24 protein-coding genes and 1 pseudogene are annotated in these 26,203 nt (G+C 68.3%); 12 read left to right on the top strand and 13 right to left on the bottom strand.

From position 1 onward, the window contains the following. Positions 1–32: 32 nt before the first annotated feature. The 5 genes and pseudogenes from ACLJPX_RS15780 to ACLJPX_RS15760 all read left to right on the top strand — a co-directional run bounded on the left by ACLJPX_RS15780 (position 33) and on the right by ACLJPX_RS15760 (position 3,887). On the top strand, positions 33–971 hold the full coding sequence (locus ACLJPX_RS15780) for a thiamine pyrophosphate-dependent dehydrogenase E1 component subunit alpha (protein WP_410600707.1): 939 nt from the start codon (positions 33–35) through the stop codon (positions 969–971). After that, positions 968–1,963 (top strand): alpha-ketoacid dehydrogenase subunit beta, encoded by a 996-nt coding sequence (locus ACLJPX_RS15775; RefSeq protein WP_410600706.1) that lies wholly within the window; start codon positions 968–970, stop codon positions 1,961–1,963. The genes ACLJPX_RS15780 and ACLJPX_RS15775 overlap by 4 nt, the downstream gene beginning before the upstream one ends. 19 nt (positions 1,964–1,982) lie before the next feature. After that, positions 1,983–2,570: a TIGR03086 family metal-binding protein gene (locus ACLJPX_RS15770; protein WP_410600705.1), complete on the top strand. Its 588-nt coding sequence runs from the start codon at positions 1,983–1,985 to the stop codon at positions 2,568–2,570. A 525-nt stretch (positions 2,571–3,095) separates the two neighbouring features. Continuing rightward, positions 3,096–3,272, top strand: a pseudogene (locus tag ACLJPX_RS15765) (polyketide cyclase /reductase); the annotation flags it as partial. 33 nt (positions 3,273–3,305) lie between these two features. Then, entirely contained in the window at positions 3,306–3,887 is a 582-nt protein-coding gene (locus ACLJPX_RS15760) for an adenylate kinase (protein ID WP_410600704.1), read from the top strand. On the opposite strand, the gene ACLJPX_RS15755 is transcribed toward ACLJPX_RS15760, so the two are convergent. The 5 genes from ACLJPX_RS15755 to ACLJPX_RS15735 form a co-directional block, all read right to left on the bottom strand. Continuing rightward, positions 3,884–4,375, bottom strand: a complete 492-nt coding sequence (locus ACLJPX_RS15755) for a GNAT family N-acetyltransferase (protein WP_410600703.1) — start codon at positions 4,373–4,375, stop codon at positions 3,884–3,886. The two genes, ACLJPX_RS15760 and ACLJPX_RS15755, sit on opposite strands and share 4 nt — an antisense overlap. 61 nt (positions 4,376–4,436) lie before the next feature. After that, positions 4,437–5,699: a WXG100 family type VII secretion target gene (locus tag ACLJPX_RS15750; protein WP_410600702.1), complete on the bottom strand. Its 1,263-nt coding sequence runs from the start codon at positions 5,697–5,699 to the stop codon at positions 4,437–4,439. After that, positions 5,696–6,031 carry a type VII secretion target gene (locus ACLJPX_RS15745; protein ID WP_410600701.1) on the bottom strand — a complete coding sequence of 112 codons (336 nt, stop codon included), beginning with the start codon at positions 6,029–6,031 and terminating at the stop codon, positions 5,696–5,698. The genes ACLJPX_RS15750 and ACLJPX_RS15745 overlap by 4 nt, the downstream gene beginning before the upstream one ends. Continuing rightward, a complete protein-coding gene (locus ACLJPX_RS15740; protein ID WP_410600700.1) occupies positions 6,028–6,630 on the bottom strand; it encodes a YbaB/EbfC family nucleoid-associated protein in 603 nt (200 codons plus the stop codon). The genes ACLJPX_RS15745 and ACLJPX_RS15740 overlap by 4 nt, the downstream gene beginning before the upstream one ends. Positions 6,631–6,848: 218 nt before the next feature. Beyond that, complete coding sequence (locus tag ACLJPX_RS15735) at positions 6,849–11,477, bottom strand: isopeptide-forming domain-containing fimbrial protein (protein WP_410600699.1); 4,629 nt, start codon at positions 11,475–11,477, stop codon at positions 6,849–6,851. A gap of 192 nt (positions 11,478–11,669) precedes the next feature. Here ACLJPX_RS15735 and ACLJPX_RS15730 point away from each other — a divergent pair, with 192 nt between their 5' ends. After that, positions 11,670–12,047, top strand: a complete 378-nt coding sequence (locus tag ACLJPX_RS15730; protein WP_410600698.1) for a RidA family protein — start codon at positions 11,670–11,672, stop codon at positions 12,045–12,047. 182 nt (positions 12,048–12,229) lie between these two features. On the opposite strand, the gene ACLJPX_RS15725 is transcribed toward ACLJPX_RS15730, so the two are convergent. Continuing rightward, positions 12,230–12,934 (bottom strand): SDR family NAD(P)-dependent oxidoreductase, encoded by a 705-nt coding sequence (locus tag ACLJPX_RS15725; RefSeq protein ID WP_410600697.1) that lies wholly within the window; start codon positions 12,932–12,934, stop codon positions 12,230–12,232. A 93-nt stretch (positions 12,935–13,027) separates the two neighbouring features. Here ACLJPX_RS15725 and ACLJPX_RS15720 point away from each other — a divergent pair, with 93 nt between their 5' ends. From ACLJPX_RS15720 to ACLJPX_RS15710, 3 genes are read left to right on the top strand one after another with little or no spacing between them, the layout of a single operon-like run. Continuing rightward, positions 13,028–13,633, top strand: coding sequence for a TetR/AcrR family transcriptional regulator (locus ACLJPX_RS15720; protein WP_101610291.1), 606 nt, complete (start codon positions 13,028–13,030; stop codon positions 13,631–13,633). A gap of 57 nt (positions 13,634–13,690) precedes the next feature. Beyond that, complete coding sequence (locus ACLJPX_RS15715; protein WP_410600696.1) at positions 13,691–14,275, top strand: hypothetical protein; 585 nt, start codon at positions 13,691–13,693, stop codon at positions 14,273–14,275. A 28-nt stretch (positions 14,276–14,303) separates the two neighbouring features. Further along, positions 14,304–14,879, top strand: a complete 576-nt coding sequence (locus ACLJPX_RS15710; RefSeq protein WP_410600695.1) for a hypothetical protein — start codon at positions 14,304–14,306, stop codon at positions 14,877–14,879. A gap of 32 nt (positions 14,880–14,911) precedes the next feature. Here ACLJPX_RS15710 and ACLJPX_RS15705 read toward each other — a convergent pair whose 3' ends face one another. From ACLJPX_RS15705 to ACLJPX_RS15675, 7 genes are all read right to left on the bottom strand, one after another. Beyond that, positions 14,912–16,105: an ATP-grasp domain-containing protein gene (locus tag ACLJPX_RS15705; protein ID WP_410600694.1), complete on the bottom strand. Its 1,194-nt coding sequence runs from the start codon at positions 16,103–16,105 to the stop codon at positions 14,912–14,914. After that, positions 16,102–17,160: a cysteine synthase family protein gene (locus tag ACLJPX_RS15700; protein WP_101613476.1), complete on the bottom strand. Its 1,059-nt coding sequence runs from the start codon at positions 17,158–17,160 to the stop codon at positions 16,102–16,104. Before ACLJPX_RS15700 ends, ACLJPX_RS15705 begins: the two co-directional genes overlap by 4 nt. A 5-nt stretch (positions 17,161–17,165) precedes the next feature. Continuing rightward, on the bottom strand, positions 17,166–18,149 hold the full coding sequence (locus ACLJPX_RS15695) for an ABC transporter substrate-binding protein (RefSeq protein WP_410600693.1): 984 nt from the start codon (positions 18,147–18,149) through the stop codon (positions 17,166–17,168). Then, the gene (locus tag ACLJPX_RS15690; RefSeq protein WP_410600692.1) at positions 18,146–18,934 is read right to left on the bottom strand and encodes an ABC transporter ATP-binding protein; all 789 of its coding nucleotides are present in this window, start codon (positions 18,932–18,934) and stop codon (positions 18,146–18,148) included. Before ACLJPX_RS15690 ends, ACLJPX_RS15695 begins: the two co-directional genes overlap by 4 nt. Beyond that, entirely contained in the window at positions 18,934–20,028 is a 1,095-nt protein-coding gene (locus tag ACLJPX_RS15685) for a FecCD family ABC transporter permease (RefSeq protein ID WP_410600691.1), read from the bottom strand. Before ACLJPX_RS15685 ends, ACLJPX_RS15690 begins: the two co-directional genes overlap by 1 nt. After that, positions 20,009–20,749: a class I SAM-dependent methyltransferase gene (locus ACLJPX_RS15680; RefSeq protein WP_410600690.1), complete on the bottom strand. Its 741-nt coding sequence runs from the start codon at positions 20,747–20,749 to the stop codon at positions 20,009–20,011. Before ACLJPX_RS15680 ends, ACLJPX_RS15685 begins: the two co-directional genes overlap by 20 nt. Before the next feature lie 146 nt (positions 20,750–20,895). Beyond that, positions 20,896–21,897, bottom strand: a complete 1,002-nt coding sequence (locus ACLJPX_RS15675; RefSeq protein ID WP_410600689.1) for a helix-turn-helix domain-containing protein — start codon at positions 21,895–21,897, stop codon at positions 20,896–20,898. A gap of 569 nt (positions 21,898–22,466) precedes the next feature. On the opposite strand from ACLJPX_RS15675, the gene ACLJPX_RS15670 reads away from it, so the two are divergent. The 3 genes from ACLJPX_RS15670 to ACLJPX_RS15660 are packed head-to-tail and all read left to right on the top strand — an operon-like array spanning position 22,467 to position 26,180. After that, entirely contained in the window at positions 22,467–23,906 is a 1,440-nt protein-coding gene (locus ACLJPX_RS15670) for an FAD-dependent oxidoreductase (protein WP_410600688.1), read from the top strand. Then, complete coding sequence (locus ACLJPX_RS15665; protein ID WP_410600687.1) at positions 23,884–24,993, top strand: hypothetical protein; 1,110 nt, start codon at positions 23,884–23,886, stop codon at positions 24,991–24,993. Before ACLJPX_RS15670 ends, ACLJPX_RS15665 begins: the two co-directional genes overlap by 23 nt. Next, positions 24,990–26,180 (top strand): hypothetical protein, encoded by a 1,191-nt coding sequence (locus ACLJPX_RS15660; RefSeq protein ID WP_410600686.1) that lies wholly within the window; start codon positions 24,990–24,992, stop codon positions 26,178–26,180. Before ACLJPX_RS15665 ends, ACLJPX_RS15660 begins: the two co-directional genes overlap by 4 nt. The last annotated feature ends 23 nt before the right edge of the window (positions 26,181–26,203 follow it).

The following is a 26,203-nucleotide window of genomic DNA, read 5'->3' as shown; positions in this document are numbered from 1 at the left end:
CCCGTGAACACCAAATGGCCCTGTACCGGTCCATGAAACTGATCCGAGAGTTCGAAGAACGCTGCCTGGCGATGGCGATCGACGGCGAGATCGACGGCGGTATCCACCCGTACATCGGGCAGGAAGCCGTCGCCGTGGGCGTCTGTTCGAACCTGACGGACGAGGACTACATCACCAGCACCCACCGGGGACACGGGCACGTGCTGGCGAAGGGCGCGGATCCCCGCCGTCTGCTCGCCGAACTCCTCGGCACCCTCGAAGGCTTCAACAAGGGCCGCGGTGGATCGATGCACGCCGCGGACATGAAGCTGGGCATCCTGGGCGCCAACGGAATCGTCGGCGCCGGAGGAGCGATCGCTTCCGGTGCGGCGTGGGCGGCCAAGGCACGCGGCAACTCGCAGGTCGTCGTCAGCTTCTTCGGCGATGGCGCGATGAGCCAGGGTGTCCTGCTGGAAGCGTTCAACCTCGCCTCGATCTGGTCTCTGCCGGTGTTGTTCGTCTGCGAGAACAACATGTACGCGACCAGCCTGAAACTCGAATCGGGGCTCGCGGGCAACGCGGCCCGCCGCGCCGAAGGATTCGGGATGGTCGCTCGCACCGTCGACGGCATGGACGTCGAGGCGGTGGCTACCGCGACCGAGGAACTGATCGAGCACTGCCGCACCGGTCAAGGTCCCGCTTTCCTGGAGTGCGCGACCTACCGGTTCTTCGGACATCACTCCGTACTCGAACTGCTGGGTGTCGAGTTCCGCGATCGCGACGAAGTGGCCCAGTGGCGCGAGCGGGATCCGATTCCCTTGCTGGGCGGGAAACTGGGCGACGACGTCGTCGCCGAAATCGACGAAGCCATCAAGAACCAGATCGACGACGCGGTCGAGTTCGCGAAGAACGCGCCGTCGCCCGACCCGAAGGACGCGCTGATGTACCTGTACGCGGGATCCACCGCTGTCCGGCCGGGGGTGATCCTGTGAGCGAGCTGCCCTCACCGGAGAACTTCGGTTACATGCACGCGATGAATCTCGCCCTGCACGCCGAAATGGCGGCGGACGAGGACGTCTTCCTGCTCGGGGAAGACGTGGGCGTCGGCGCGAGCGGCGTCACTTCGGGGCTGCTGCCCAGGTTCGGCCCGGAACGAGTGCTGGACACCCCGTTGTCGGAACAGGCTTTCACCAGTTTCGGGACGGGCGCGGCGATGCTCGGGAAGAAGCCGGTGATCGAGTTCCAGATCTCCTCGCTGATCTACCTGGTCTTCGAGCAGATCGTGAACCAGGCGCACAAGTTCTCGCTGATGACCGGCGGGCAGGTGCAGATCCCGGTCACCTATCTCGTGTCGGGATCGGGTTCGAGGTTCGGCTGGGCGGGCCAGCATTCGGACAACCCGTACAGCCTGCTCGCGCACGCGGGGATCAAGACGGTGGTCCCCGGACTGCCGTCGGACGCCTACGGGCTGCTGCGGTCGGCGATCCAGGACCCCGACCCGGTGGCCGTGTTCGCTCCTTCTCCGCTGCTGGGGGCGACCGATCCGGCCTACGGTGGCGAAGACGAGATCGTGCCGCTGGGCGAGGCGAACGTCGTCCGCGAGGGCGGCGACCTGACGATCGTCGCGGTGGGACAGCACGTCGGCACGGCGATCGAGGTCGCCGAGAGCCTCAGCCACCGGGTGGACATCGAGATCGTCGATCCGCGGACGGTGTACCCCTTCGACTGGGACTGCCTGCGCAAGTCGGTCAACAAGACCGGGCGCCTCGTCGTGATCGACGATTCGAACCGGATGTGCGGGCTGGGCGCGGAGATCGTCGCGACGGCGGCCGAAGAATTCGACCTGGTGGCGCCGCCGAGGCGGGTCTGCAGGCCGGACGGCACGGTCATCCCGTACGCCCTCGCGCTCGACAAGGCCTTGATACCGGGTGCCGAACAGCTGACGGACGCCGTCAACGCGACGCTGAAGTCGGCGTCGAAATGAGCCGTGGCGCGGAGGAATGATGGAAACCAAAGAGATCGTGGACCGCTACCAGCGGACGCAGGACACCTTCGACGCCGTGCTCGCCGCCGTCCCGGCGGGCCGGTGGGACGCGGCTTCGGCGTGCGAGCACTGGACCGTGCGCGACGTGGCGGGGCACGTCATCTGGGGTGTGGAGGTTCTGCGCCGTCACGCGGCGGGCGAGGAGTACATCGTCCGGAACGGTCCGGCGGGCTCCGAGAATCCCGGCGAGCTGGCGGGCGAAGACCCGCTGGCCCAGTGGCGCGCGACCCGCGAAGCGACGGACGCCGTCGTCACCGACGAGTTCCTTGGTCTGCCCGCCCCGGCGTGGTACCTGGCCAACCGTCCTGATGTGACTGTCACGGACTACCTGGCGTTGCTGACCTTCGACACCCTGGTCCACACCTGGGACGTCGGCTCGGCGCTCGGTGTGGAGGTGACCATGGAGGCCGACATCGTCGCGCCGTCGTTCTCCCTCGCGCGGCTGATCATCTCCCGGACGCCGGGCACCTTCGGGCCCAAGGTGAAACCCGCGCCGGGCGCCGATCAGCAGACCCGGTTCCTGGCCTTCCTCGGCCGATCGGTCTGAGGGGGCCTTCGGTACAGGTGGTCGTCGGTGGCGTTTCGGGTCCTATTGAGGGGTTAAGTCAAAGGTGGCGCGTTCGGGCGGGATGAGTGTTCGCGTGTGATGGGGCGGCGATCACCCGTGATCAGAGACGGATCACGCGAGTCACGCCCTCGCTCACCTTGGGTTCAGCCACAGACGCCTTTGCCCGGGGCGTCGCGAAAGCCACTTTCGGGACGTCTGATGTCCCGAAAGTGGCTTTCGCGACACGGCCACTCGGCATCGGACGCGGCGAAAAGGGCACCTTCATCCCGTCACCGGCCCCGCTCACCAACACGCCACGTTTGCCTACCCCTCAATAGAACGCGCATTGCCACTCACGACCAACCCGACCCACCTCGCTCCGGCACCCTTGGTCGCCTGAAGCCCCCTCACTGCGCTAGACGCGGCGAAGGGGGCTTCAAACGCGATCATCGTGGCTGATGATGCCGCCGGGGCTTGAGGCGCTGTTCCGCGCGGATGAGGGGAACTTCGAGGGACCCTGGGTCCCTCGACGGCGTCCACGTCTGGAACTTCGTCAAGGTGCGCGGCGGCGTCATCGTCCGCACCGAAGAGAGCCACACCGGCCCGCAGGTCGACAAAGACGTGCCCGGCTCCACCGAAATGCTGGGCCAGGGTCTCGAAATCTGGCTGAAGGACCTCAAAACAGCCGCCGAAAACCGGTAGGAGTCGCTCCGGCCGATCCCTATGCTCCCAGGCATGGAGATCATCGGGCCGGACGACGCCCTTCCCGGGCGGCGGCTCCGGCGGGTCGCGGTGGCGGGTCCCGCCGGAGCCGGGAAGTCGACGCTGGCTCGGACTCTGAGTGAACGCATGGGTCTGCCGTTCGTCGAGTTCGAGTCCTTCTTCCACGCTCCCGGTTGGACGGTGCGGGAGACCTGGCAGGCCGACGTCCTGGAGTATCTCGACGGCGACGAGTGGGCCATCGAGTGGCAGGGCGAGGAGGTCCGGGAGCGGATGACCGAGCGGCTGGACGTGCTGGTCTGGCTCGATCACCCGCGGGCCATGACCGTGGCCCGCACCGTCGTCCGGACGCTGAAACGGAAGGCCGGGCGCGGCTCGAAGATCGCGGGCGGCAACGTCGAGGGGCCGCTGCACACGTTCTTCACCGACCCGGACCACATCGTCAAGCTCGCCTGGCGCTACCACCCGATGATCCGGGCCCGCGTGCACAAGGTCATCGAAGAGAACCGGTATCCGGGCCTCGTCATCGTGCGCCTGCGCGGCCAGCGCCAGGTCGACCGCTGGCTCGACGGGGCGCTCGCCCGGAACCTCCGCTAACGAAGACTCCGGACGCGCCACACCACACCGAGCCGAGGGTCGCCCGTGGAACTCGGTTCGATCCGCTCCACCGCGAAACCCTCGCGCTCGTAGAAGGCGCCCGCGCGCTCGTTGGCCACGAAATGCTCGATGTACAGCCGCTCGGCGTCCGAGGGCAACTGTCCGATGAGGACGTCGAGCAGCCGGACACCCAGCCCGCCGCCGCGATGAGACGGGTGCACGTAGAGCTTGTAGATCACGTGGTCGTCGCCGTCGAGACCGCGCTGCCCGACACCGGCCAGGTTCCCGCCGTCGTCCGCGACCACCACCGACCCGCGAGCCACTGCCCCGGCGATATTCGTCTCGTGCCACCACATCCGGACTTGCCGGGCTGCGGCTTCCTCACCGATCAACGGCGCGTAGTGGGCTCGGACGTGCTCCTCGCCGAAGTGGCAGATGGCCATCACGTCGTCCCTGCGGGCAGGCCGCACGACCGGTCCGCTTCCCATCAGGTCCCCCTTTACGTGACCGGAGCCCCGCACCTCGATCGGTACGGGGCTCCGGTGGCCGTCATTCCTCCGGCTCGTCCTTCGGCGGTTTTTCGTTCGCCGCGGGCGGGATGCCCTTCGTCAACTCGACGATGGTCTTCCCCGCCATGCCCGAGGCACCGTAGGTCGGGTCGCTCAGGATCTTGGTGACCTTTTCGATGTTTTCCGCCGTGGTCTTGCCGAGCCTCTTGGTCAACTCTGGCATTGGCATGCTGGACCAGTAGTCGAACCGCTTCATCACCTTCGCTATGTCGCCCTTGGGCAGCTCGCCCGCAGGCAGCTCGCCCTTGGCCCGCAGTTCCTTCAACAGCTTTTCCCGCACGATCCAGCCTGCCTGGTCGCCGAGCTTGTCCGGTTTGGGCTTGGCCAGCGGGTCGGGTTTCGCGTCCTCGATCCGCGGAGTTCCTGGCGGGGCGGGTTCTGGTGGCGGCTTCTTGCCGCCGCCCACCGGGACCTTGATCTTGTCGATGTTGCCGCTGAGCTTCATCTTGACGACGTCGTCGGCCGCCCCGCGCGTCTTGGCCAGGATCTTGAGCATCTCGGCGAGCCGCTTGGCGATGTCGGCGATCTGCTTGGCGATCTTCGCGATCGCCACGCCGACCGTGGCCATGATCGAGGTGATCGCCGCGATGATCGAGGCACCGAAGGTGACGGGCGCCAGCGCGACAGCCACGATCGCGGCCTTGAGGATGCCTGCCAGGGTCATGGCGATGATGTCGCGGACGATGCCGCGGACGGCGCCGATGATCGCGCCCGCGATGCCCATCTGCTTGCCGGCGAGGTTGATGTAGCCGGCGAGTGCGTCGAGCTGCTCGGCGACACCCTCCATGTCGGACCGGAACGCTTCGGCGGCGTCGCCTTTCCAGGTCTCCAAGAGCTTGCTGGTGGACTGCTTGTGGTCTTCCGACCACTGCTTGACCGTCTTGCCCTCTTCGTAGATCGCCTCTTTGGCCGCCTCGATGCCCTTCGGGTCCCCCAATAGGAAGTCCAGCGGCCAGCGGAAGATGACGACGTGCTCCATCAGCCAGCCGATCCCGGCGGTGAGCAACGACCCGATCGGGTCGAGGACCATGCCGAGGATCTCGATCCCCATCCCGATCGAGGCCATCGTGATGGAGAGGGCGTCACCTTCGTTGGTCGCCCGTTTCAGCGCGAACGCCGAATCGAAGAAGCCCGCGCCCGCGGTGTCACCACTGCCCGCGAGGAAGTTGTTCTTCTCGTCCTTGAAGTCTTCGGCGCTGACGCCGCTGTTGCTCCCGAAATCGTTCCGGTGGTACTCGCTCACTTGACCTTCACCTCGTCGATCCCGTCGCCGGCGGCGGTGATCAGCTTCTCCGAGTCCTGCTCGTTGGACTCGTACAGCTTCGCGGCCTCGTGCATCTTGTCGGAGAACTTCTGCATGTTCTCCGCGTACTTGTTCAGCTGGTCGCGTGCCTCGCCACAGTGCATGCTCGCGCCCGCGCCGTAGGCCTGGCCGCCGAAGATGCCGAAGAGGCCCGGGTCGGCGACACAACTGCCCACCATGTCGGCGCTCTTCTGCAGCGATTCCTCGAGCCGGTCGAGGTGCTTGGCGAATTCCCTCAGCGCCGCTGTCGTTACCTCGCGTCCAGCACTCACCACGGGCTCATTTCGTCGTCGTCGGGAGTGGACGGCCGCCGGGTGCGCGGCGGCGGCGCCGGCGGGTTCGGGGGCCGCACGGGGCGACCCGGCTGCGGCGGCATCGGGGGACCGGCCTGCGGCCTGGCGCCACCCGGCTGCTGCGGCGGCGTCCACCGGCCCGGCTGCGGCGGCCGGTCCTCGTGGTGCGCCTCCGGCGCCCACTTCTCCTGTTCGGGGCCGTCCTGCGCGCCGCCCTCTTCGTCCTCGACCTTCGGCATGAAGGTGCGGACCAGTTCCGCGGCCTCGTCGTTGCCGTTGATCTCGGTGTAGGACTCCGTGACCTTCTCGACGGTCCTGCGCTGGGCCTCGCGCACGGTCTGCATGACGAGTGAGGAGAGTCTGGCCGGTCCCAGCGTGAGCGCCCGGTTGCTGAACTCGATGGAACTCAGCGAGCCGTTGGCCTCGACCTTCACCGTCACCGAGCCGTCCGCCGACTGCGCGGTGGAGGCGGACGCGGCGAACGCGGCGGTCAGCGCGCTGGCTTTTTCTTCGAGTTTCTTGGCTTCCCGCTCCAGGAGGAGGGCGAAATCCTCACCGGCGTCGAAGTTGGGTTGCATGGGCCGCCTTGCTCGCTCTGGACAGGGTCACCACCGGGGGGCACGGCTCGACGACGCGGACAGCCGTCAGGCCGTTCACCACGCCTCAAGCCGAAAAAGAGCATAAAACACCGTTCCTGCAAAGGCATCCTAGGCAGCACCGCGGATCCCCCGGAGCACCGGGCTCAAGGCTTGCCCGTACGAACAAGCCTCACTGCCCGAGAACGCAAACCGGCCGCTCAGCGGCGGACCCGGCGGCGCGCGTACCGCAGCATCCAGGCGCCTGCCAGCAGCGCGGCGAAGGCCAGCGCCAGCAGGTCGGCGGTGTGCGATCCGGTGGAGGCCAGCGGCCCCGTACCGGGTGGCCGGACCGGATCGCCGGGCGCCGCCGGATCGGGCTTGACCGGATCAGGATGGGCCGGATCGGGCCGTGTCGGCGGCTCGCCGGGGGTGACCGGCGTTTCGGTCGAGCAGCCGGGTTCGGCCGGGGTGAGGCAGTTCGCGCCGGGGGTGGTGGAGGTGACCGCGTTGCGCAGCTTCCCCGAACCGGCCGTGACCGAATACGTCACGACGACTTTCTGTCCGACTGCGAGTTTGCCGTGCCAGCGGAGCAGTTTTCCGCTCAGCGCGACCGATCCGCTCGTCGCCTTCGCGTCACCGTTGTACGTCGCTCCACTGAGGACTCCGGCCAGGTCGTCGGTCACGGCGGCGTCGTCATAGATGCCGGTGCCGGTGTTGGTGATCGAGAGCGTGTACGTGACCTTGCCGCCCGGCGCGACGTCGGAAACCGGCGACGCCGTCTTGGCGATGACCATCGACAGCACCGGGGTACGGGTGGAACAGGCAGGGTCCGCCTGTCCTGACGGCGGGCAGTTGGTCCCCTCGTCGCCCGTGACGGCGTTGTCCAGGAAGTGGTCTCCGCGCAAGGGTTTCGCCACGGTGACCGAGTAGGTGATGGTCGCCGACGCGCCGGGCGCGACCGTGCCCGTCCAGGTCAGCTTCGGCGCCTTGTACGCCACGGTGCCCGCGGTGGCCCGCGCGTCGTCGTTGTAAGTGGCGTCGTCGAGGACCTTGGTCAGGTCGTCGGCGAAAGCGGCGCCGGGATACGGAGCTTGACCGGTGTTGCGCACCATCACCGTGTAGGTCACCTTGCCGCCCGGCGCTACCACCGCCGGGGCGGCCGACTTCGTGATGCGCAACGCGGGGGTGGGCAGTTCGTTGCGGCAGTCGGGGTCTTCGGAGCCCTCTTCGCAGTTGGAGCCCGTGCCGGTGACCACGTTGACCAGGCGTTTGTCGCCCTTGTTGGTCACGACCACGGAATAGGTGACGGTGGCCTTGTCACCGGGGGCGAGAGAGCCGGTCCAGGTCAAGGTCGGCGGGGTGACGGCGACCGTCACCGTGCCGCTGCTCGCTTTCGCGTCGCCGTTGTAGGTGGCGTCGTCCAGCACACCGGTGAGGTCGTCGGTGAACGACGCGGCGGGATCCGTTGCCGCGCCGACGTTTTCGACGGTGACGGTGTAGGTGATCGTGTCGCCGGTCTTGACCTCTTCGGGGGTGGCCGTCTTGCGGATCTTCAGCGACGGCACCGGCGTGACCGTCCCGCAGTCCGGATCCGCCGAACCCGGCGGGCAGTTGCCGTCCGGGGTGCCGGTGACGGCGTTGGAGAGCTTCTTGTCCCCGCCGGGCGGGCGGTTCACGGTGACGGAATAGGTGATGGTCACGGTGGCACCGGAGGCGACATCGCCGGTCCAGGTCACCACCGGGGCCTCGTAGCCGGTGGTGCCGCCGGTCGCCGTGGCGTCGTCGTTGTAGGTCGCGTCGTCGAGGACCCCGGTCAGGTCGTCGGTGATCCGGGCTCCCGGGTAGGCCGCGGTGCCGGTGTTCTGGACGCGCACCGTGTAGGTGACCCGCTCGCCGGGCCGGGGCGCGGCGGGGGCGGCGGTCTTGACGACCCGCAGGGCCGCGACCGGGGTGACGGTGGAGCAGTCCGGGTCCGTCGAGCCGGGCGGGCAGGTCGAGTCTTCGGTACCGGTCACGGAGTTGCGCAGCGTCCGGTCCCCGGCGGGCGGCTTGTTCACGGTCACCGAATAGGTGATGGTCACCGTGGTGCCCGCCGGAAGGTCCGCCGTCCAGGTCAGCTTCGGCTCCGCGTACGTCACGGTGCCTGCGGTGGCCCGCGCGTCCTGGTTGTAGGTCGCGTCGTCCAGGGCCCCGCTCAGATCGTCGGTGAACCGGGCGCCGCGATAGACGCCGGTGCCGGGATTGCTCGCGGTCACGGTGTAGGTGACGACCTGACCCGGCTTCGCGCTCGCCGGTGCAGCGGTCTTGGCCAGCACCAGGGCACCGATCGGGGTTTCGGTCGCGCAGTCCGGGTCACTTCCGCCGGGCGGGCAGGTGGAGCCGTCCGGACCGACCACGACGTTGGTCAGGCGGCGGTCCCCGGCGGGCGGTTTGCCGACGGTGACCGAGTAGGTGACCGTCACCGTGCTTCCCGCGGCGACGTCACCGGTCCAGGTGAGTTTCCGGCCCGGCTCGTCGAAGGTGGCCGCGCCCGAGGTGGCGGAGGCGTCGCCATTCCACGAGGCGTCGTCGAGGACACCGGTCAGGTCATCGGTGAACGAGGCTCCCGGATAGGCCGCCGGACCGACGTTGGTGACCTTCACGGTGAACGTGACCTTGTCCCCGGGCATGGCCGAAGCCGGGCTCGCCGTCTTCTTGATCTCCAGGGCACCGATCGGGGTCACCGTGCCGCAGGCCGGGTCCGCGCTTCCCGGCGGGCACGACGAGCCGTCCGGACCGGTGACGGCGTTGCGCAGCACCTTGTCCCCCGCGGGAGGCGTGCCGACCTTCACCGAATAGGTGATGGTGACGGTCTTCCCGGCGGGGATGTCTCCGGTCCACCTCAACGTCGGACTGTCGTAGGCGGGTTGTGCCGGGGTGGGCACGCCATCGGCCGTGGCGACCGCGTCACCGTTGTAGGTGGCGTCGTCGACGACGCCGGACAGATCGTCGGTGAGCGTCACACCGGCCGCGGCCGAACCGTCGAGGGTCCGCGCGGTCAAGGTGTAGGTCACGACGTCGCCGGGTTTGGCCGTGGCCGGAGCGGCCGATTTCGTGATCACGACGCCGCTGATCGGCTCGTCGGTGCCGCAGTCCGGATCCGTGCCGCCTTCGGGGCAGGTGGAGCCGTCCGGTCCGACGACCGCGTTGGTCAGCCGCTTGTTCCCGCCCGGCGGGTTCGCCACCGTCACCGAATAGGTGATCGTGACCGTGCTGCCCTTCCCGACGGTGCCGGCCCAGCGCAGGGTGCTGTCGCCCTCCAGATAGGTCACGATGCCGCCGGTCGCGGTGGCGTCGCCGTTGTACGCCGCGTCGTCGAGCACATCGGACAGATCGTCGACGGCGGTGGCGTCCGTCCAGTCGGCCGTGCCGTCATTGGTGAGCTTGACCGTGTAGGTGACCTTCTGGCCCGGCATGGGCTTCTTCGGCGCGCTGGTCTTGACGATCTTCAACGTCGCCACGGGGACGACCGCGGCGCAGTCCGGGTCCTTCCCGCCCTCGGCGCAGTTGCTGCCCGGCACGGTCACGACGTTGTCGAGCTTCTTGTCGCCGCCCGGCGGGCTGTTCACGGTGACGGAATAGGTGATCGTCACGGTCGCGCCAGCGGGGATCTCACCGGTCCAGGTCAGGCGCTTTCCCGCGGCGTCGTACTGGGGTTTCGCCAGCTCGGAGCCGCCGGAAAGGGCTTTCGCGTCGTCGTTGTACGCGGCGTCGTCCACCACGCCCGACAGGTCGTCGGTGACGACCGTCCCGGGTGCCGCCGCCGTTCCCTCGTTGGCGACGGTGACGGTGTAGGTGACCTTTTCGCCCGGTTTCGCGTCGGCCTTGTCCGCCTTCTTCGCGACCACGATCCGTTTCGTCAGGTCCGGGGCGATCGAGCAGCTGGCCAGGTCGGTGATGGGCCAGGTCCCGCCGGATTCGGAGGTGATCCGGCCGACCTGGTTGGTGTGCGCGTTGCCGCCGGGGACCTGCTGGGACACGCCGGTGCGCGGATCGACCTTGTACAGCGCGCCGCCGTAGTAGCCGAGGTAGATCGAGCCGTTCAGGAAGGCCATGCCGTAGTTGTTGAAGCCGTTGGACGAGCCCGGTCCGGTGACCTTCACCGCCTGGGTGGTCTCGCCCGTGTCCGGATCGAACCGGTAGACGTAGCTCTGCCCGCCGTAAACGATCCCGTAGTACACGCCGCCGGAGGAATCGACGAACAGGTCGGGGACGAGCGATCCCCCGGCGAACACGGGGTCGTTCGCCGGAACGGGCTTCAGCGTGGATCCCCGGGAGAAGGTCTTCGTCTCGCCACTGGCGAGATCCATCGCGAACAGGACCGGAGCCCCGCCGTTCTGCGCGCCGTAAAGCATCCCGGTGGCGGGATCGGCGCCGAGCCCGCCCCAGTTGACCCCGGCGGGAAGCTTGCGGGGCGCTCCCCCGGCGATCTCGTCGGTGACCGTGTTCGTTCCCGACACATGCTTGTAGAGCGTGAGATTCCCGGTGGTGTAGCTGGAGTAGAACGCCGCGACCCGGCCGGTGTCCGGATCCTTGCCCAGCGCCATGTTCGTCGACCAGTAGTCCGGCGGGGCCGCGCCCGCCCGCTTGCTGATCACCGTGTTCTGGATCTCCGCGTCACCCGAGGCGCCGGTGCGGAACTGCATACCGGACCGGAAGTTGCTGTAGTACAGGTGATCGCAGTCGAACGTCGACGGGTCGTTCTCGCCCTGCACCGGCCACGTCGCCGCCTGCGCCGTCCCGGTCGGGACCAGGGCGCCGAAGAGGAGGGCCGCCACTGTGCCGAACGACAAAACCCGTCGTGACAACGGTTTCAGTACACGGCGTCGGCGCTGTGCGACGACCACGAGGAGCCTCCCGGTGACGAGCGAACTCAGCCCGACGCTACAAGCCGCGCCACCACACTCAACTCGAAAGTCCGGGCATCACCTGAACGTGTTCGATCATGGGTGAGACGAAGTCGGTTCCGCTCCGGCCGTCACTGTGCTTTCGTTCGGATCATGACTGAGCGGGTGAACATCTCCTCCGGTGGGGACTTCGAGCAGATTTTCGGCTACAGCCGGGCGGTGCGCGTCGGCGAGCACATCCACGTTTCCGGCACGACGGCGCGTGAACCGTCCCGGTCGGGCGACGCGTACGAGCAGGCGTCGGCCGTGCTTTCGATCGTCGAGACCGCGCTGCGGGAGGCGGGCTCGAGCCTCGCCGCGGTGGTGCGCACGGTCACCTACGTGACCGACATCAAGGACGCCGACCTGGTGGCGCGGGCCCACCGCGAGGCCTTCGGCGACGTGCTGCCCGCGGCCACCATGGTCGAGGTCTCGGCGTTGCTCGACCCGAAGATGAAGGTCGAGATCGAGGCGTACGCCATCGAGAAGTGACCGGGCCCAGGTCAGGCCTCGTGAGTGGTAAGGACGGCTAGATGGTCGCAGGTCCGTGAAGGCCTCCTTGCCTACCCTGAAGGTAGTGAAGGAGGCCTTCACGGACTATGCGATCGCCCTCCGCAGCAGTCACGGGCAGCAGCGCGTGAAGGGCCTTTCCCCAAGTACATGAAGGGGCGAGGTCACTTTCCGAACGACCCGACCAGCGCTTCGGGAGCCTCACGCGTCGCGTAGAGCTTCCAGAAAGCGTCGGCGAAGACATCCGGGTGGATCACCTCGGGTTCGAAGTCCAGCGGGCTCGAGGTGAGCACCCGATGCGGGACGCTGCCCTCGATCAGCGCCCCGATGTTGACGGCTCCGGCGTAGACGCCCTTCTCGGCGAGCACCGCGTTCAGGTTGTGGAAGTAGTTCCGCAGCGCCGCCTGCGCCATGCCCGCGTTGCCGAGGAACGGCGCCGGGTGCAGGCCGGATTGGCCCGCAGTGAACAGGATCGCGCCGTCGCCGCGCTCGGTCATGGCGGGCAGGACCGCCCGCACCAGCGCCACCGCCGACACCAGGAACCGGTCCAGGATCAGCCGCAGGTTCTCCGGGTCGACGTCGAGCACCGGCGCGATGCCCTCGCCCATGCCCCCGCCGCCGGGGTTGAACGCGACCGCGTCGATCCGGCCGATGGCGGTGACAGCGGCCTCGATCCGGTCCGGTTCGTAGACGTCGGCGACGTGTCCGCTCGCTTCGATGCCGTCGCCGTCCAGTTCGGCGACGAGCGCGTCGAGGTTCTCGGTGGTGCGCGCGACGAGGGCGATCCGGAAGCCTTCGCGGCCGAAGCGCCGGGCGAGTGACAGTCCCAGTACCGGTCCGGCGCCGAAGATCGCGAGCGTCTTGGTCATATGTCCTCCCAGAAGCTTAAGTTGAGGATGCCCTCAACTTCTTCGAAGGTACACACAACTTGAGGCCACCTTCAACTTGACTACCATGTCGTCATGAGAAAGGACGCCCAGCGCAACCGCGACCTGCTGATCGAGGCCGCCAGGGGGCTCTACGCGGCGCGCGGCCTCGACGTCGCGCTCGAAGAGATCGCCAAGACCGCCGGCGTCAGCATCGGCACCCTGTACAATCACTTCCCCCAGCGCGCGGATCTGGTGAACGCCGTGTTCGCCGACCGGACCGAAACCGTCGCGAAACTGGCCGAGCACGCGCTGTCCCTCGACGACGCCTGGGCCGGGCTGACATCCTTCTTCGAACGGATCTGCGAACTTCAGGCCGCCGATCGCGGCTACAACGAACTGGCCTCGACGCGGCCGCCCTTGGCCGAGGATCTCGAACGCGGATACGAACTCATGACCCGCGTCGTCGAGCGCGCCAAGGAGAGCGGAGCCCTGCGCGCCGATCTCACCCTCGAGGACATGGCCTTCGTGACCTGGGGGATCGCGCGCACCGTGGAGGCGACCGCGGCCGTCCGGCCGGAGGTCTGGCGACGCCATCTCGCCCTGCTGTTCGACGGGATGCGGGCGCCCGCCGCGACCCCGTTGCCGGAACCGCCGATGCTGCCCGCGGAACTGGCGCGGATCATGGGCGACTGCGGCTGAAGCCGTCAGGCAACCCCCGGCCCCTCCGGAACGTGTTCACCCCGGAGGGGAGATCCGATGAAGACGAAAATTCTGCTCGTTTCCCTGGTGGGGGCCCTGTTCGCGACGACGGCGTGTTCCGGGGAGCCGCCACCGGCACCCGTGACGGTCACCGCCACCCCGTCGTCCACGGTGCCCGCGCCGCCCGCCGGGCCGGACGCCAAGACCGTCGCGTGGCTCGACGGGGTGTGCGGCGCGGTGTACGGCTTCATGAAGGCCCACGACGAATACTCGCGCAAGCAGCAGTCCGGGATCGAAGTGACCCGCAACGCGCTGAAGGAAGAACTCGGGATCCGAGCGGGATTCGCGGGCAAGACGGTCGACGACCTGAACGCGCTGCCCCCGTCGCCGATTCCCGGCGGTGACGCGGTGAGGAAGTCCCTTGTGGACCAGTACACCGCGGCACGGGACGCGGCGGCCGCCGGGAAGCAGCGTTTGGAGAAGTCCGGGAACGAAGCCGCCATGGACGCGGCGATCAAGGCGATGGACGCCGTCCAGAAACCGGTCACGGACACGCCCGATCTCATGCCCGCACTCAAGATCGAGACGCCCGAGCTGATGGCCGCGGCGGCCGAGGCCAAGAACTGCGCGTCTCCCCACTGACCGGAGCGTCACCCGCGAACGGAGTCCCATGAAGCCGAAAACCCTGCTTGTTCCACTGGTAGGGGCCCTGTTCGCGGTGACAGCCTGTTCGGGAGAGGCACCGTCCGCTCCGCCGACGGTCACCGTCACCCCGACGTCCACCGCGTCCGAACCGGACGTCCGGACGGTGGCCTGGCTGGACGGGATGTGCGGCGCGATCTACGGCTTCGTGAAGGCCAGCAACGAGCACGCGAGCAGGCAGAGTTCCGGTGTCGAGGTGACGCGGCCCTGGCTCAGCGACAACCTCGGGGTCCGCGCCCAGCTGGCGGGCAAGGTCGTCGAGGAACTGAACGCGCTGCCCGCGTCACCGATACCCGGCGGGGACACGGCGAAGAAGTCGCTTGTGGACAGTTACACGACGGCGCGGGACGCGGCGGCGGAAGGGAAGCGGAAGCTGGACTCCTCCCAGAGCCAGACCGCGCTGGACGCCGCGCTCAAGGCCCTTGAGTCGGCGCAGAAGCCGCTCCTGGAGACCACCGACCCGTTCGCGTCGGTCAAGATGGAGACACCGGATCTGCTGGCCGCCGTGGCCGCCGCCAAGAAGTGCGTGCCCGGCGGCTCGTGAGTGGTAAGGACGGTTAGAACCGTCCTTACCACTCACGAGTCCGTGAGCTCCGGCGTGATCCCACCCGCCGCCGCGAGCGCGCGATGCAGCGCGAGTTCCGCCGTCGGCCCTTCGGCCAGCACGATCCCCGTACACGACCGCTGATCCGCGAGGTGCCGGATCTCGTCACCGGGGCTCGCCGTCGGGTACCACTCCGGCGCGCCGGGTAAGCCGGGCAGGCGGTCGAGTCCGGACCAGCCGGTCAGCACGCCTTCCGCGGCCGGGTACGCCAGCACGAACGCGACGCCCGGTCCCCCGCCGATCTCCCGCGTGAGCAGGGCGGGTTCCTCGCCCAGCGCCATCGAGATCATCGCGGAATAGACGTTGGTGTCCAGCGACCGGCACAAGGCCTCGCCGAGCATCGCCCCGCCGATCCGGATGTTGATCTCGACGACCTCCGGCCCCTCGGCGGTGAGGACGAACTCGGTGTGCGCGAAGCCCTGCTCGTGTCCGGCGGCCTTGAGCACCTGGCCGATCCAGTCGGCCAGTCCGGCGTACTCGGTCTCGGGGAAGGCCACCGGGAACGCGGCGGCTTCCTCGCGCCGCACGGGTTCCGGCGAAAGCTGACGGGAGAGGATCCCGAGCAGCCGCGTCCGTCCTTGCCAGGTCACGGTTTCCGCGCTGTAGAGCGGACCGGCGAAATACGGTTCGGCGATCAGGTGCCCCTTGAGCGGCGTGTCCTTCGCCTCCCGCCTGGCCTGCTCGAGTTCGGCCGCGTCACGGACGAGCCACACCCCGCGCGACGACGTCCCCGAGGAATCCTTGACCACCAAAGGGAATCCGAGTTCCTCGGCGACCATGATGGGTACCGGGCGGCCGCGGGTGAGCCCGTGGTCGTACAGCAGATCGCGCACCGCACCCTTGTCCCGCAGCACGCGGACGGCCGCCGCGTCCGGACCGGGCAGGCCGAGCCTGGCGGTGAGTTCCGCGCCCGGCAATGCCCAGGTGTCGGTCGAGTTGATGATCCCGGCGAGGTCCGGGATGGCGCGCAACGCCGCTTCGCAGGCCGCGATGTCGGTGGTGTCGATGTCGACGACCTCGACCCTGTCCGGCCCGAGGGTGCCGAGTTCGTAGCGGTAGATGTCGCGGTTTCCGGTGAACAGCACCAGTTTCCGCCCGGCTCCCGCCGCCGCGTCGGCCAGCCTGCCGAGGCCGAAGGTGAGTGCTTCCAACAGGACGACGGTCATGACACCCGCTCCTTCCGGTACGACAGCTGCGAGGGTATCCCGAACTTGCGGCGGCGCCACTCCATCGCCGCCCACGGCAGCGCGAGGTCGTCGAGTGAGGCGATCTCCCGCGGCGCGAGCCCTGCCGGGTCGACGGCTTCCCGGTGCCGGGCGAAAACCCTTGCCGTGTAACGGTGCCCGGTGTCGGCGCCGATGACGACATGCGTCCGGTCCGGATTCCGCGCCGCCTCCCAGCCCGCGACGAGGTACGCGGCGCCGGTGGAAAGCCCGGCGAAGACGGCGTGGTCGCGCATCAGGCCGACGGTCGCGGCCATGGCGTGCACGAAGTCCAGCCAGTGGATCCGGTCGTACAGTTCGTGATCGACGTTGCCGAACGGGATGGCGGAGCCGATGCCCGCGATGATCGCGTCCGGATCGGTGAACCGTTCGCTGCCGAAGGTGACGCTCCCGAACGGCTGGACCCCGGTCAGGCGGACGTCCGGATCGCGTTCGCGCAGCGACCGGGCGATCCCGCCGGTCGACGCGCCGGTGCCCACGCTGCCGACGACGGTCAGCGGCCCGGACGGCAGCGCGCGGGCGACGAGATCGGCGACCTCGCCGTAGCCGAGGTAGTGGACGGGATCGTGATACTGGCGCATCCAGTGCATGTCCGGATGGCGCTCCAGCAGTTCGTGCACGCGCGCGACCCGGCGCCGCTGGTCGAGCCGGAGGTCTTCGGACGGCGGCATCTGGTCCACCGTCGCGCCCAGGATCTCCAGTTGCGAACGCATGGTGAGGTCGACGGTGGTGGACGCGACGATATGGCAGCGCAGACCGTAACGGTGACAGGCCATCGCCAGCGCGAGCGCGTAGATCCCGCTGGAACTGTCGATCAACGTCTGTCCTTTTCGGACCGTACCGTCGGCGAGCAGCGACCGGACGGCGCCGAGCGCCGCGTAGACCTTCAGGGTTTCGAAGCGGATCAGCACGACGTTCGGCGTGAGCCGGATCAGCGCCGGTGTCTTGATCGCGTCGGTGACGTGCTCGTGGACCAGAGGGGCGGTCTCGACGGGCATCGCGTTCACCGGCCGATCGATCGGAGGTACGCGGCCAGGGACTCGGCGCCCGCGGCGTTGCGCGGTCCGCTCACGAGGTCGCCGTAGGAAACGACGTGGAACCGGTTGTCGCGCACGGCGGGCGTGTTCTTCAGCTGTGGCGCGGATTTGATGAACGCGATCTTGTCCTGCGCGGGCTGGTCGGCGTAGTCCACCACGACGATCACCTCGGGTTCGGTCTTCACCACCGCCTCCCAGCCGACGCTGCCCCAGCCGTCCTGGAGGTCGCGGAAGACGTTGGTCCCGCCCGCGGCGTCGATGATGTCGTTGGGAGCGGCGTGTTTCCCGGAGGTGAAGGGCTGGTCGGTGCCGGAGTCGTAGACGAACACCTTGGCGGGCGGGGTCTTCGGCGCTCCGGCGCGGACCTTGTCGAAGCGGCCCTTGAGTTCCGTGACCAGTTCGTCGGCCCGCTGGCGGACGCCGAAGATGTCGCCGAGGTTGCGCAGGTCGGTGTAGAGCGCCTCCAGCGGTGTCACCTCGGCCTTCGCGGTGGGATACTCCCAGCAGGTCTCGGTGTGCAGATAGCTGCGGATGCCGACCTGGTCGAGCAGCTTCGGGGTGATCCCGCGCTCCTCGCTGAAGCCGGAGTTCCAGCCGGCGATCACCCAGTCCGCCTTGGCGTTGACCAGGATCTCGCGGGTGACCCGGGAAGTGCCGAGCCGTTCGACCTTGGCGTAGTCGTCCTTCCACGGCGAACCGGCGATCGACGGGTCGCCGAGCGAGTTCATGACGTAGCCGCGCATCCGGCCGGCGAGCCCGAGCGCGAACATCTTCTCCGCACCGGAAACGTCGTAGGCCACCGGACGCTGCGGCGCCGGGAAGGTGACCTGCGCACCGCAGTTGGTCACCGTGGCCTGTGCCGGTGCGGCCGGCCCGGCCTCGACCTGGGCGCCACAGGCGCTCAGGAGCAGCGCCGCGGTGAAGAGCGCGATCACCCTGGACGGCTTCATCGTGAGATCCCCTCGGTTTCTTCGGCGGGAAGGTCGTAGAGCAACTGGAGAGCGCCGGTCACGGGATGGGTCACCTGGGTGACCTCCACGCCGAACACCGCGCGGACCGTTTCGGGCGTGAGCACTTCGGCGGGGGTGCCGCAGGCGGCGAGCGATCCGCCGCGCAGCAAGGCGATCCGGTGACAGACGGCGGCGGCGAGGTTGAGATCGTGCAGGGCGACGAGCACGGTGAGCCCGCAGTCGCGCAGGAACTTCAGCAGCTCCACCTGGTGACGGACGTCGAGGTGGTTGGTCGGCTCGTCGAGGACCAGCACCTCGGGTTCCTGCACGAGCGCCCTCGCCACCAGGACCCGCTGCCGTTCGCCGCCCGAAAGCGTCAGCACACTGCGCTGGGCGAGATGAGTGATGTCCAAGCGCCGCAACGCTTCCCGGCACAACGCGCGTTCGCGCGCCGACAGCCGGAGGTTGCCGCGCTGATGCGGTGACCGGCCGAGCGCGACGACCTCCTCGACGGTGAAGTCCAGATCCGCGCGGCTGTCCTGGGTGAGCGCGGCGATCCGGCGGGCGGTGTCGCGCAGGCTCTGCTCCGCGAGATCGGTGCCGTCGAGCAGGACGGCGCCGCCGGACGGCGTCAGCGCCCGGTAGACACAGCGCAACGCCGTCGACTTACCGCTTCCGTTGGGCCCGAGCAGGCCGACGACCTCGCCCGCGCCGACGTCCAGCCGCAGCTCGCGGATCAGGGTCGATCCAGCGACCTCGACGGAAAGGTCCTTCAGAGACAACATCAGCGGCCCCCGAACGCGTAACCGCGGCGCCGCATCACCACGAGGAAGACCGGGACGCCGATCAGCGCGGTGATGACGCCGAGCGGCAGTTCCTCGGGCGCGACGAGGGTGCGGGCGAGCAGGTCGACCCACACCAGGAAGACCGCGCCCACCAGCGGCGCGAGCGCCAGCACACGGCGATGTCCCGAACCGGCGACCATCCGCACCACATGCGGCAGGACGAGTCCGACGAACCCGATCGAGCCGCTCACCGCCACCAGCAGGCCGGTGACGACCGCGGTGAGCAGGAAGAGCCAGCGGCGCAACGCGGCCGCGTCGGTGCCGAGGCTCATCGCGGTTTCGTCGCCCATGGACAGGACGTCGAGCGCGGTGCCGTAGCGCAGCAGGACCACGATCGCGACGGCCACCCCGAGCGCGGCCAGCGGCAGTGACGCCCAGGTCGCCGCGCCGAGGCTGCCGAGCAGCCAGAACAGCACGGTCTGCGCGGCCTGGCCGTTCGGCGAGAGGTAGACGAGCACGCTCATCACGGCCTGGAAGGCGTAGGTGAGCGCGACCCCGGTGAGCACCAGGCGCAACGGCGTCAGGCCGAATTTGCTGCGGGCGGCCAGATAGACGAGCGCCGTCGCGCCGAGCGCCCCGAGGAAGGCGGCGGTCGACAACGCCAGCACACCGAGCCCGGCGAACAGGCCGAACACCACGACGGCGGCGGCGCCGACCGAGGCGCCCGAAGAGATCCCGAGGACGAACGGATCGGCGAGGGCGTTGCGGACCAGGGCCTGTACCGCGACCCCGACCACCGCGAGTCCCGCGCCGACCACGGCCGCGAGCAGCACGCGCGGGGTGCGGACCTGCCAGACGATCGAGTACCCGGTGACCTCGTCGCCGGTGATGGTCCCGCCGGTGATCGCCTTTCCCAGGTAACGCAGGACATCCGGGAGGGCGACCGTGGTCGGGCCGAGCGCGATGCCCGCGATCAGCGAGATCAGGAGCGCCGCCGACAGCAGGATCACCGGTCCGGTGAGCCGCAGCGGGCGGGCGGTTCCTTCGTCGGGCTCCGCGAACAGGCGGAGCGTTTCAGCCGGCACGTTCACCACGCACGATCAGGCGGCGCGCGTGGTTGTCGTAAGGCGAGCCGTCGAAATCGCCGAAGCACTCGACGTCCGTGAACCCCGCCGTCTCGAACAGCGCCTTCAGTTCCGCCGCGCTGTACAGGAAGGACAGGATCGACGCCTGCTTCGCCTCACCACCGCGGACCAGGGTCCAGTCGGTCTTGAGCCGGGACCAGTCGTCGAGGATGGTGTCGCGCATGAACACCGTGCCGCCGTCGATGTCGACCGCCTTCGGGCGGCCGACCCACCCGGCCAGCACCTCCTTGCCGAGCACGTCGATCAGCAGCCTGCCACCGGGCGCGAGGCTGGCGTGTGCGTTCCGCAGCACGGTGAGGTTGTCGCCGGGCTCGGTGAAGTAGCCGAACGACGTGTACATGTTGACGATCAGGTCGTACGCGCCTGGCTCGACGTACTCGAGCATGTCGGCCTGGATCAGTTTCGCGGTGACGCCCGCGTTTTCGCAGGCCTCGCGCGCGCGTTCGAGCATGGCCGGGCTGAGGTCGACGCCGGTCACGTCGGCGCCCTTCCTGGCCAGCGGCACGACGTGGATCGCCGGGCCGCAGGCCAGGTCCAGCACCTTCGTCTCTTCGGTGACCGCGAGCAGCGGCGACGTGGCCGTCAAGCGTTCGGCCTCTTCGGACCGGCTGGGCGGGAACATCACGTCCGCGAAGCCGACCCACAGGTCGTCGTCCTCGTACCAGTGCATCTCTCTCCGCTCGCCGGGCCGCACGATTCAGCCCCACAAGTCGTCGGAAGGCCGTCCCCGGTTCCCGGCTTTCCGAGCTTTCTCGTGGAGTGATCACGGAGGTACGGATCGGCACGCTTGGTGAGGATGCGAGTGGTCTGGACCGGTCAAGGAGGCGGGATCAGGTCGATGAGGAACAACTGGTCGGGCGCGCCCGAGCAGCGTTCCCGGACGACTTCGGTCCCCGCGGCGGTGTCCTGGTCACGCAGGCCGAGACATTGGCTGGTCCCGACGGGGCTGATGACGTACTGCGCCGCCTCGGGCGGGCCCGCCGGCCCGATGGTGAACAGCTGGTCCGCGCTGTCGTCGCCGCAGTCGTCGCGGGGTTCGATCAGGTCGTGCCCCATTCCCTCGTTCACGACCGTGAGGCAGCCGACCCCGGTGTCCGGATGGTGCCACTGGATCTGCACGGCGTTCACGTCCCCGACGGGGTCGATGAACACGCGGGGCGAGGTGGCCTCCCCGCAGGGTTGCTGGGCGACGACGGTTCCCGAGTAGAGCTGGGTCCGGTCCTTCCCCTCGGCGAGGCAGAACTCGGGCGAGCGGGCGGGCCGGATCTGCGCCCAGCTGCCTATCTCGCGGAGGGCGAGCCCCGGCACCATGGCCTCGGCGACCTTGTTCTTCGAGGACGCGTCGAAGGGCCAGGTCAGATATCCCAGCGTGCCGACGAGGACGATGCCCACGATCGCGACCACGATGAGCGGTGCGCGCCAGCGCTGCCAGCGCCGCGGTTCCGGCCGCGCGACGGCGCTCACCCCCTCGTCGGCGGCGATCCGTTCCTCGACGCGCGGCGGGCTTCCCAGCGCGATGCGCGTCCTGGCGTCGAGCCACCGTCGCGCCTGTTCGTCACTGAGTCCGCACGCGCGCGTGAACGCTTCGACGAAAGACTCGCGAGGCAATGTGGTGCGGCCGAGAGTGGTCGCGATCGTGCTCGCCGGAAGCGCTCCCCCGAGTTCCGTCGCCCTTCCGGACAACTGCCGATAAGTCAGTCCGGACCATGTTCTCAATACGCGCAGTGCCGCTGTGAACTCAGCCGGTGAAGTGGCCGGGTCCGGTGGCGGAACTTCTGTCGGCGACTCCCCGTCGTCGCCCCCCTCTTCAACGATCATCGCTCTAGATTGACTGAGGCCGTCTCGGCCGCGATACCGCCAATCAGCGGCGCCGGAATCTGCTGTTCGGGTGCGCTCGAACGGTTTCGAACAAGCCCGAACTGGCCGAAGGTTGCCCACGCGCTGGTCAGGAAGTCAGGCTGACCTCTGTTGGTCCCACATCGACCGCACCGGGGGAGGCGCGGAAATGGCTGGGCTCCGAAAGTGAGCAATCGAAAAGAACCGGCGGGATCATCGTCAGTGGTGACGGGAAACTCGACGGAAACATCAGGGTTACCTCGGAAGGCATCCACTGGAATTCCCGCTTTGAAGATCGGGTGGCGCTCGTCGCCGCCCACGTGGGGGAAGCGATCAGGCCTGCTCGGAGGGTGAAGGAGCGCTCGTCCGCTCGTTCCCGGCAGCGGATCGACAGTTCGCAGACAACGGTGTCCCGATTGACTACGCCGACTCGGTGACAGTGAGCCGATAACGGTGAGTGCGGACACCGTCACTCAGCATGCCTGCCGGCGGCCCGGCTCGAACTCGGTCGATCAAAAATGGCGAACACCGGATTACCTGGAGCGTTGTTGATGCACAGCGGGCAAAGTGATGTCGCCGAGAGGCAGGTCGTCATTGTCGGAGCGGGAAATGCCGGTCTCTGTGCGGGTATAGCCGCACTGCAGGCGGGCGCCACCTCCGTCACCGTCCTCGAAGCCGCACCGAAGGAACTGCGCGGCGGGAACAGTTCCTTGACCAGGACCATGCGTTTCTCTTGGCAAGGAAGATCATTCATCTCCGGTCTGCTCCGGGAGGCGGACAAAGACCGGGCCGAAGAGATACTGGCCGGCCGATCGGAATACACGGACGAGCAGTATCTCGGCGACTGGTTGCGGGTATCCGGAAGTCAGGTGGACGTCGCGCTGATCGAATCGATCATTCGCCGTTCGACGGAAACGATTTCCTGGATGCGCGATTCCGGCCAGCGCTGGGCGCCGAGGCCGACTCCCCTTCCCGGCGATGTGCCGATCGTTCTCGACGGCGGCGGGCAGAGCTTGCAGGACCGGAACTTCGCCCGGTTCGACCAGCTCGGGGGAACGGTCTTGTACGACAGCGCCGTCACCGGCTTCGAGAAGACCGGCGGCGACCGGTATCTGCTCCACGGATCGGGGCCCGCGTTCCCGATCCTCGCCGACGCGCTGGTCCTGGCATCGGCCGGCTTCGAGGCGAACACCCGCTTGCGCGAGCTCCACCTCGGAGAGGACTGGCGGGACGTCAAGCTGCGGGGCGTCCCGTTCAACGAAGGCGTTCCGCTGGCAGCGGCCGTCGAACTCGGCGCCGACACCGCGGGCAACTGGGAAAAGTGCCACACCACGCCGCAGGGCGTGAAGCTGCCCGACTACATGCTGCCGGGCCAGATGCACAAATCCCACGGCCTCGCCAGGTACGCCTTCCCGCTGGGCATCGTGGTCAACCGGGAAGGGCGCCGGTTCTTCGACGAGTCCGGCTACAGCAACCTCACCTACGTCACGCTGGGACAGAAGATCCAGGAGCAGCCGGGGAAGATCGCCTTCCAGATCTTCGACGACCAGGTCGTCGCGGCGGGCGCGCTCCCGGACGGCTACCTCGGCGACCCCGCGGCGGTGAGCGTCTCCTCGATCGAGGAAGGCGCCCGGCGGCTCGGTATCGACGCCGCGACCCTGACCGCCGAAATCCGGCGCCTGAACTCCGATCGAACGCCGAAACGCCTCGACACGCCTCCGTTCCTGTTCGTTCCGGTGGTCTGCGGCCTGACCTTCACCTACGGCGGGCTGTCCGTGACCACCGACGCCGAAGTCCGTGGCGGCGGCGAACCGATCAGCGGCCTCTACGCGGCGGGCGTGATCGCCGGTGGCCTTTACGACCAGGGATATCCGGGCGGCACCGGATTGATGGCGGGAGCGGTGCTGGGCCGGGCGGCCGGCACGTCCGCCGCGGGCCACGCCCTGCGGTCGAGGGGAGGCAAAGCCCATGCGGTCACCGTCGCCGACTGAACGGGAGATCGTGATCGTCGGACTCGGCAAGATCGGGTCGCTGTATGCCGCGTGGTACGGCGAAGCGGGTCACCGGATCCGCACCGTCGACACCGGGAACGGTGCCGACTGGGACCGGGTGGCCCGCGTGCCCGATCCCTCGGGCGTCGATGCCTGGGTGGTCGCCACACCGACCGCCACGCATCTTTCCGTCGTCGGAGAAATCCTGCGGATACAGCCGGATGCCCGCATCCTGCTCGAGAAACCGGCCTGCTACCCGGAAGACCTCGCCGGTCTCCAGCGCGTGATCCGGCGCAATCCCCGTGCCCGGATCATCGTCAACGACGTCTACTCCCACAGCGAGGCCGTGCGGCACTTCGCGGAGTCGGTGCGGCAACTCGGCGAAGCCGATCCGATCAAGAAGATCACCGTGGAATTCACCAAGAACCGGGAGCTCGACGTCGCGAACGGCAGGTTCGTCGACACCCAGTACGGCGAAGCCGGCTACGAGGGTTTCCACATGTTGAGCATTCTGCGCGCGATCCTTCCGGCCGAGCAGTACCGGACGTATCTGCGCACGGTGCCGATGTCGGTGACCGCCGAAATGCGGGTGCGGACGTTGGCCGCGGGCCTGCCGGAAATCGAGCTCTACACGTCGTCGACCGGCGCCATCGCCTTCGCCGGTCTGGCGGGGTTCGCGTTCTCCGAGGGCGTTTCGAGGAGCTACCTCACCCCCGCCGTCATTCCGTACGGATCCGAGTTCCGGTATCGCTTCGCCGACGTGGAACTCGCTTCCGGCGAACACGTCACCCTGGTTTTCGAGCCGTTCTTCGACTCGGAGCCCGACTACAAGAACCTGCACGTCGTCCACGTCCGGAACGCCACGGGGCATTCCGTGATCGCCGTCAACCATTTCAAGGAGGCATTGCTGGCCCAGCTGGAACTCTTGCACCGCATCGACGAGGGCACCACGGCGATACGGCCTGCCGAGCACCGGTTCCTCGCGGCGCTGGGTTCGGCCATGTTCACCGGAACCTTCCCCCGCTCAACGGAAACCGATCACCAGGAAAACGAAGAGAAGTTCGCACGAATTGGGAGCGAAGCATGACGCAGATCATCGAAGACCTTTCGACGCTGTTGCGACCGGCCAAGGACATGCTGGCCGAAGTATCGGACAGGGAAGCGGCAGTGGCCCAGGTGACGAGCCAGATCAAGAACGACGACGCGGCCCGCGCGTTGTTCGCGCAGGTCTGCCGTTTCGAAGCTCCCTTCACCGCGAGCTGGGTCCACGGACCCGGTGACGACTCCCCTTACCTGTCCCTGGAACTGGCCGCGGCGTCCCTGGACGACGACCGGTATCGCGCCCAGCTCGCCGACATCGTGCTGTCGACGTCGACCTCCATCCCCTTCGACTACCGGGCCCTGGCGGCGGAAAAGCTCCTCCAGGTCGGAGCGGGCGAGTTCACCGGCGCACTCGAGGAGGTCGTGGACTCGTACGAACCGCTGCCCGTCCGCGGCCTGCAGGCGAAGATCGCCGTCCCCACCGACGGCATCGACCACCTTTTCGACATCCCGGACACGGTGACCGGCAGGCTCAACATCCTGATCGCGGCCAGCAGGGCGAAAACGCTTGAGAGCCGGTACCTGCTCGCCGGGCGGGTCCTCGGGAACGGGGTCGCGGAGACGGCGCCGGAGGGTGAGCCGGAACGGCTGATCCTCGAGGACGTCGGGACGACCATGGTGTCCCCTTTGGACTACCTGGTGCCCTGGGACCAGGAGTTCCCCGGTGAGAACGGCAGCAACCTCACGCTCGCGGAGTTGATGCGCATCACGCTGATGTGCGGGGAATTCCAGCTTCCGGACACGACCGTGCGGCCGATCCTGGTCGACTTCTACCGCTCGGTGCTGCGGACCGGCGGCCGCTCGATCATCGGCCTCGCGGCCGGTGTGTTCCATGTGGAGCACGGCACTCTCGCCACGCCCTCCTACTACTACCAAGGCCGCGACGCGATCCTCGGCAAGGGCTGCGTGATCGACTGCGTCGGCGGGGCGGTCCTGCAGGCCGGTTCGTTCCTCGGCGGGGGCTACATGCCCATCCTGATCCACACCCACAAGCACATCCGCAAGAGCAACCAGGCCGCCGCCTCGGAGCGGAAGCAGATCCTTCCGTGCATCTTCGCGGCCGAGGCGGGCGCTCGCTATCCGATGGACGCGATCGGGTTGTTCGAAACGGTGGACTACCTCGGCAGGGAAACCCCCTACGAAGGCATCCGCGCGATCCCGCACGCGAAGTAACGCGCCCGAACACGAAGTCCGCA

Source organism: Amycolatopsis sp. lyj-90 (assembly GCF_046549035.1).
GTDB lineage: Bacteria > Actinomycetota > Actinomycetes > Mycobacteriales > Pseudonocardiaceae > Amycolatopsis.
This window is presented reverse-complemented; position numbering and strand designations above follow the sequence as displayed.

Coding starts and splice junctions, on each gene's coding strand:
- ACLJPX_RS15780 (WP_410600707.1), top strand. CDS start 33: ATGAAACTGATCCGAGAGTTCGAAGAACGCTGCCTGGCGATGGCGATC.
- ACLJPX_RS15770 (WP_410600705.1), top strand. CDS start 1,983: ATGGAAACCAAAGAGATCGTGGACCGCTACCAGCGGACGCAGGACACC.
- ACLJPX_RS15760 (WP_410600704.1), top strand. CDS start 3,306: ATGGAGATCATCGGGCCGGACGACGCCCTTCCCGGGCGGCGGCTCCGG.
- ACLJPX_RS15755 (WP_410600703.1), bottom strand. CDS start 4,375: ATGGGAAGCGGACCGGTCGTGCGGCCTGCCCGCAGGGACGACGTGATG.
- ACLJPX_RS15740 (WP_410600700.1), bottom strand. CDS start 6,630: ATGCAACCCAACTTCGACGCCGGTGAGGATTTCGCCCTCCTCCTGGAG.
- ACLJPX_RS15730 (WP_410600698.1), top strand. CDS start 11,670: ATGACTGAGCGGGTGAACATCTCCTCCGGTGGGGACTTCGAGCAGATT.
- ACLJPX_RS15725 (WP_410600697.1), bottom strand. CDS start 12,934: ATGACCAAGACGCTCGCGATCTTCGGCGCCGGACCGGTACTGGGACTG.
- ACLJPX_RS15720 (WP_101610291.1), top strand. CDS start 13,028: ATGAGAAAGGACGCCCAGCGCAACCGCGACCTGCTGATCGAGGCCGCC.
- ACLJPX_RS15715 (WP_410600696.1), top strand. CDS start 13,691: ATGAAGACGAAAATTCTGCTCGTTTCCCTGGTGGGGGCCCTGTTCGCG.
- ACLJPX_RS15710 (WP_410600695.1), top strand. CDS start 14,304: ATGAAGCCGAAAACCCTGCTTGTTCCACTGGTAGGGGCCCTGTTCGCG.
- ACLJPX_RS15705 (WP_410600694.1), bottom strand. CDS start 16,105: ATGACCGTCGTCCTGTTGGAAGCACTCACCTTCGGCCTCGGCAGGCTG.
- ACLJPX_RS15700 (WP_101613476.1), bottom strand. CDS start 17,160: ATGCCCGTCGAGACCGCCCCTCTGGTCCACGAGCACGTCACCGACGCG.
- ACLJPX_RS15695 (WP_410600693.1), bottom strand. CDS start 18,149: ATGAAGCCGTCCAGGGTGATCGCGCTCTTCACCGCGGCGCTGCTCCTG.
- ACLJPX_RS15690 (WP_410600692.1), bottom strand. CDS start 18,934: ATGTTGTCTCTGAAGGACCTTTCCGTCGAGGTCGCTGGATCGACCCTG.
- ACLJPX_RS15680 (WP_410600690.1), bottom strand. CDS start 20,749: ATGCACTGGTACGAGGACGACGACCTGTGGGTCGGCTTCGCGGACGTG.
- ACLJPX_RS15675 (WP_410600689.1), bottom strand. CDS start 21,897: ATGATCGTTGAAGAGGGGGGCGACGACGGGGAGTCGCCGACAGAAGTT.
- ACLJPX_RS15670 (WP_410600688.1), top strand. CDS start 22,467: ATGCACAGCGGGCAAAGTGATGTCGCCGAGAGGCAGGTCGTCATTGTC.
- ACLJPX_RS15665 (WP_410600687.1), top strand. CDS start 23,884: ATGCGGTCACCGTCGCCGACTGAACGGGAGATCGTGATCGTCGGACTC.
- ACLJPX_RS15660 (WP_410600686.1), top strand. CDS start 24,990: ATGACGCAGATCATCGAAGACCTTTCGACGCTGTTGCGACCGGCCAAG.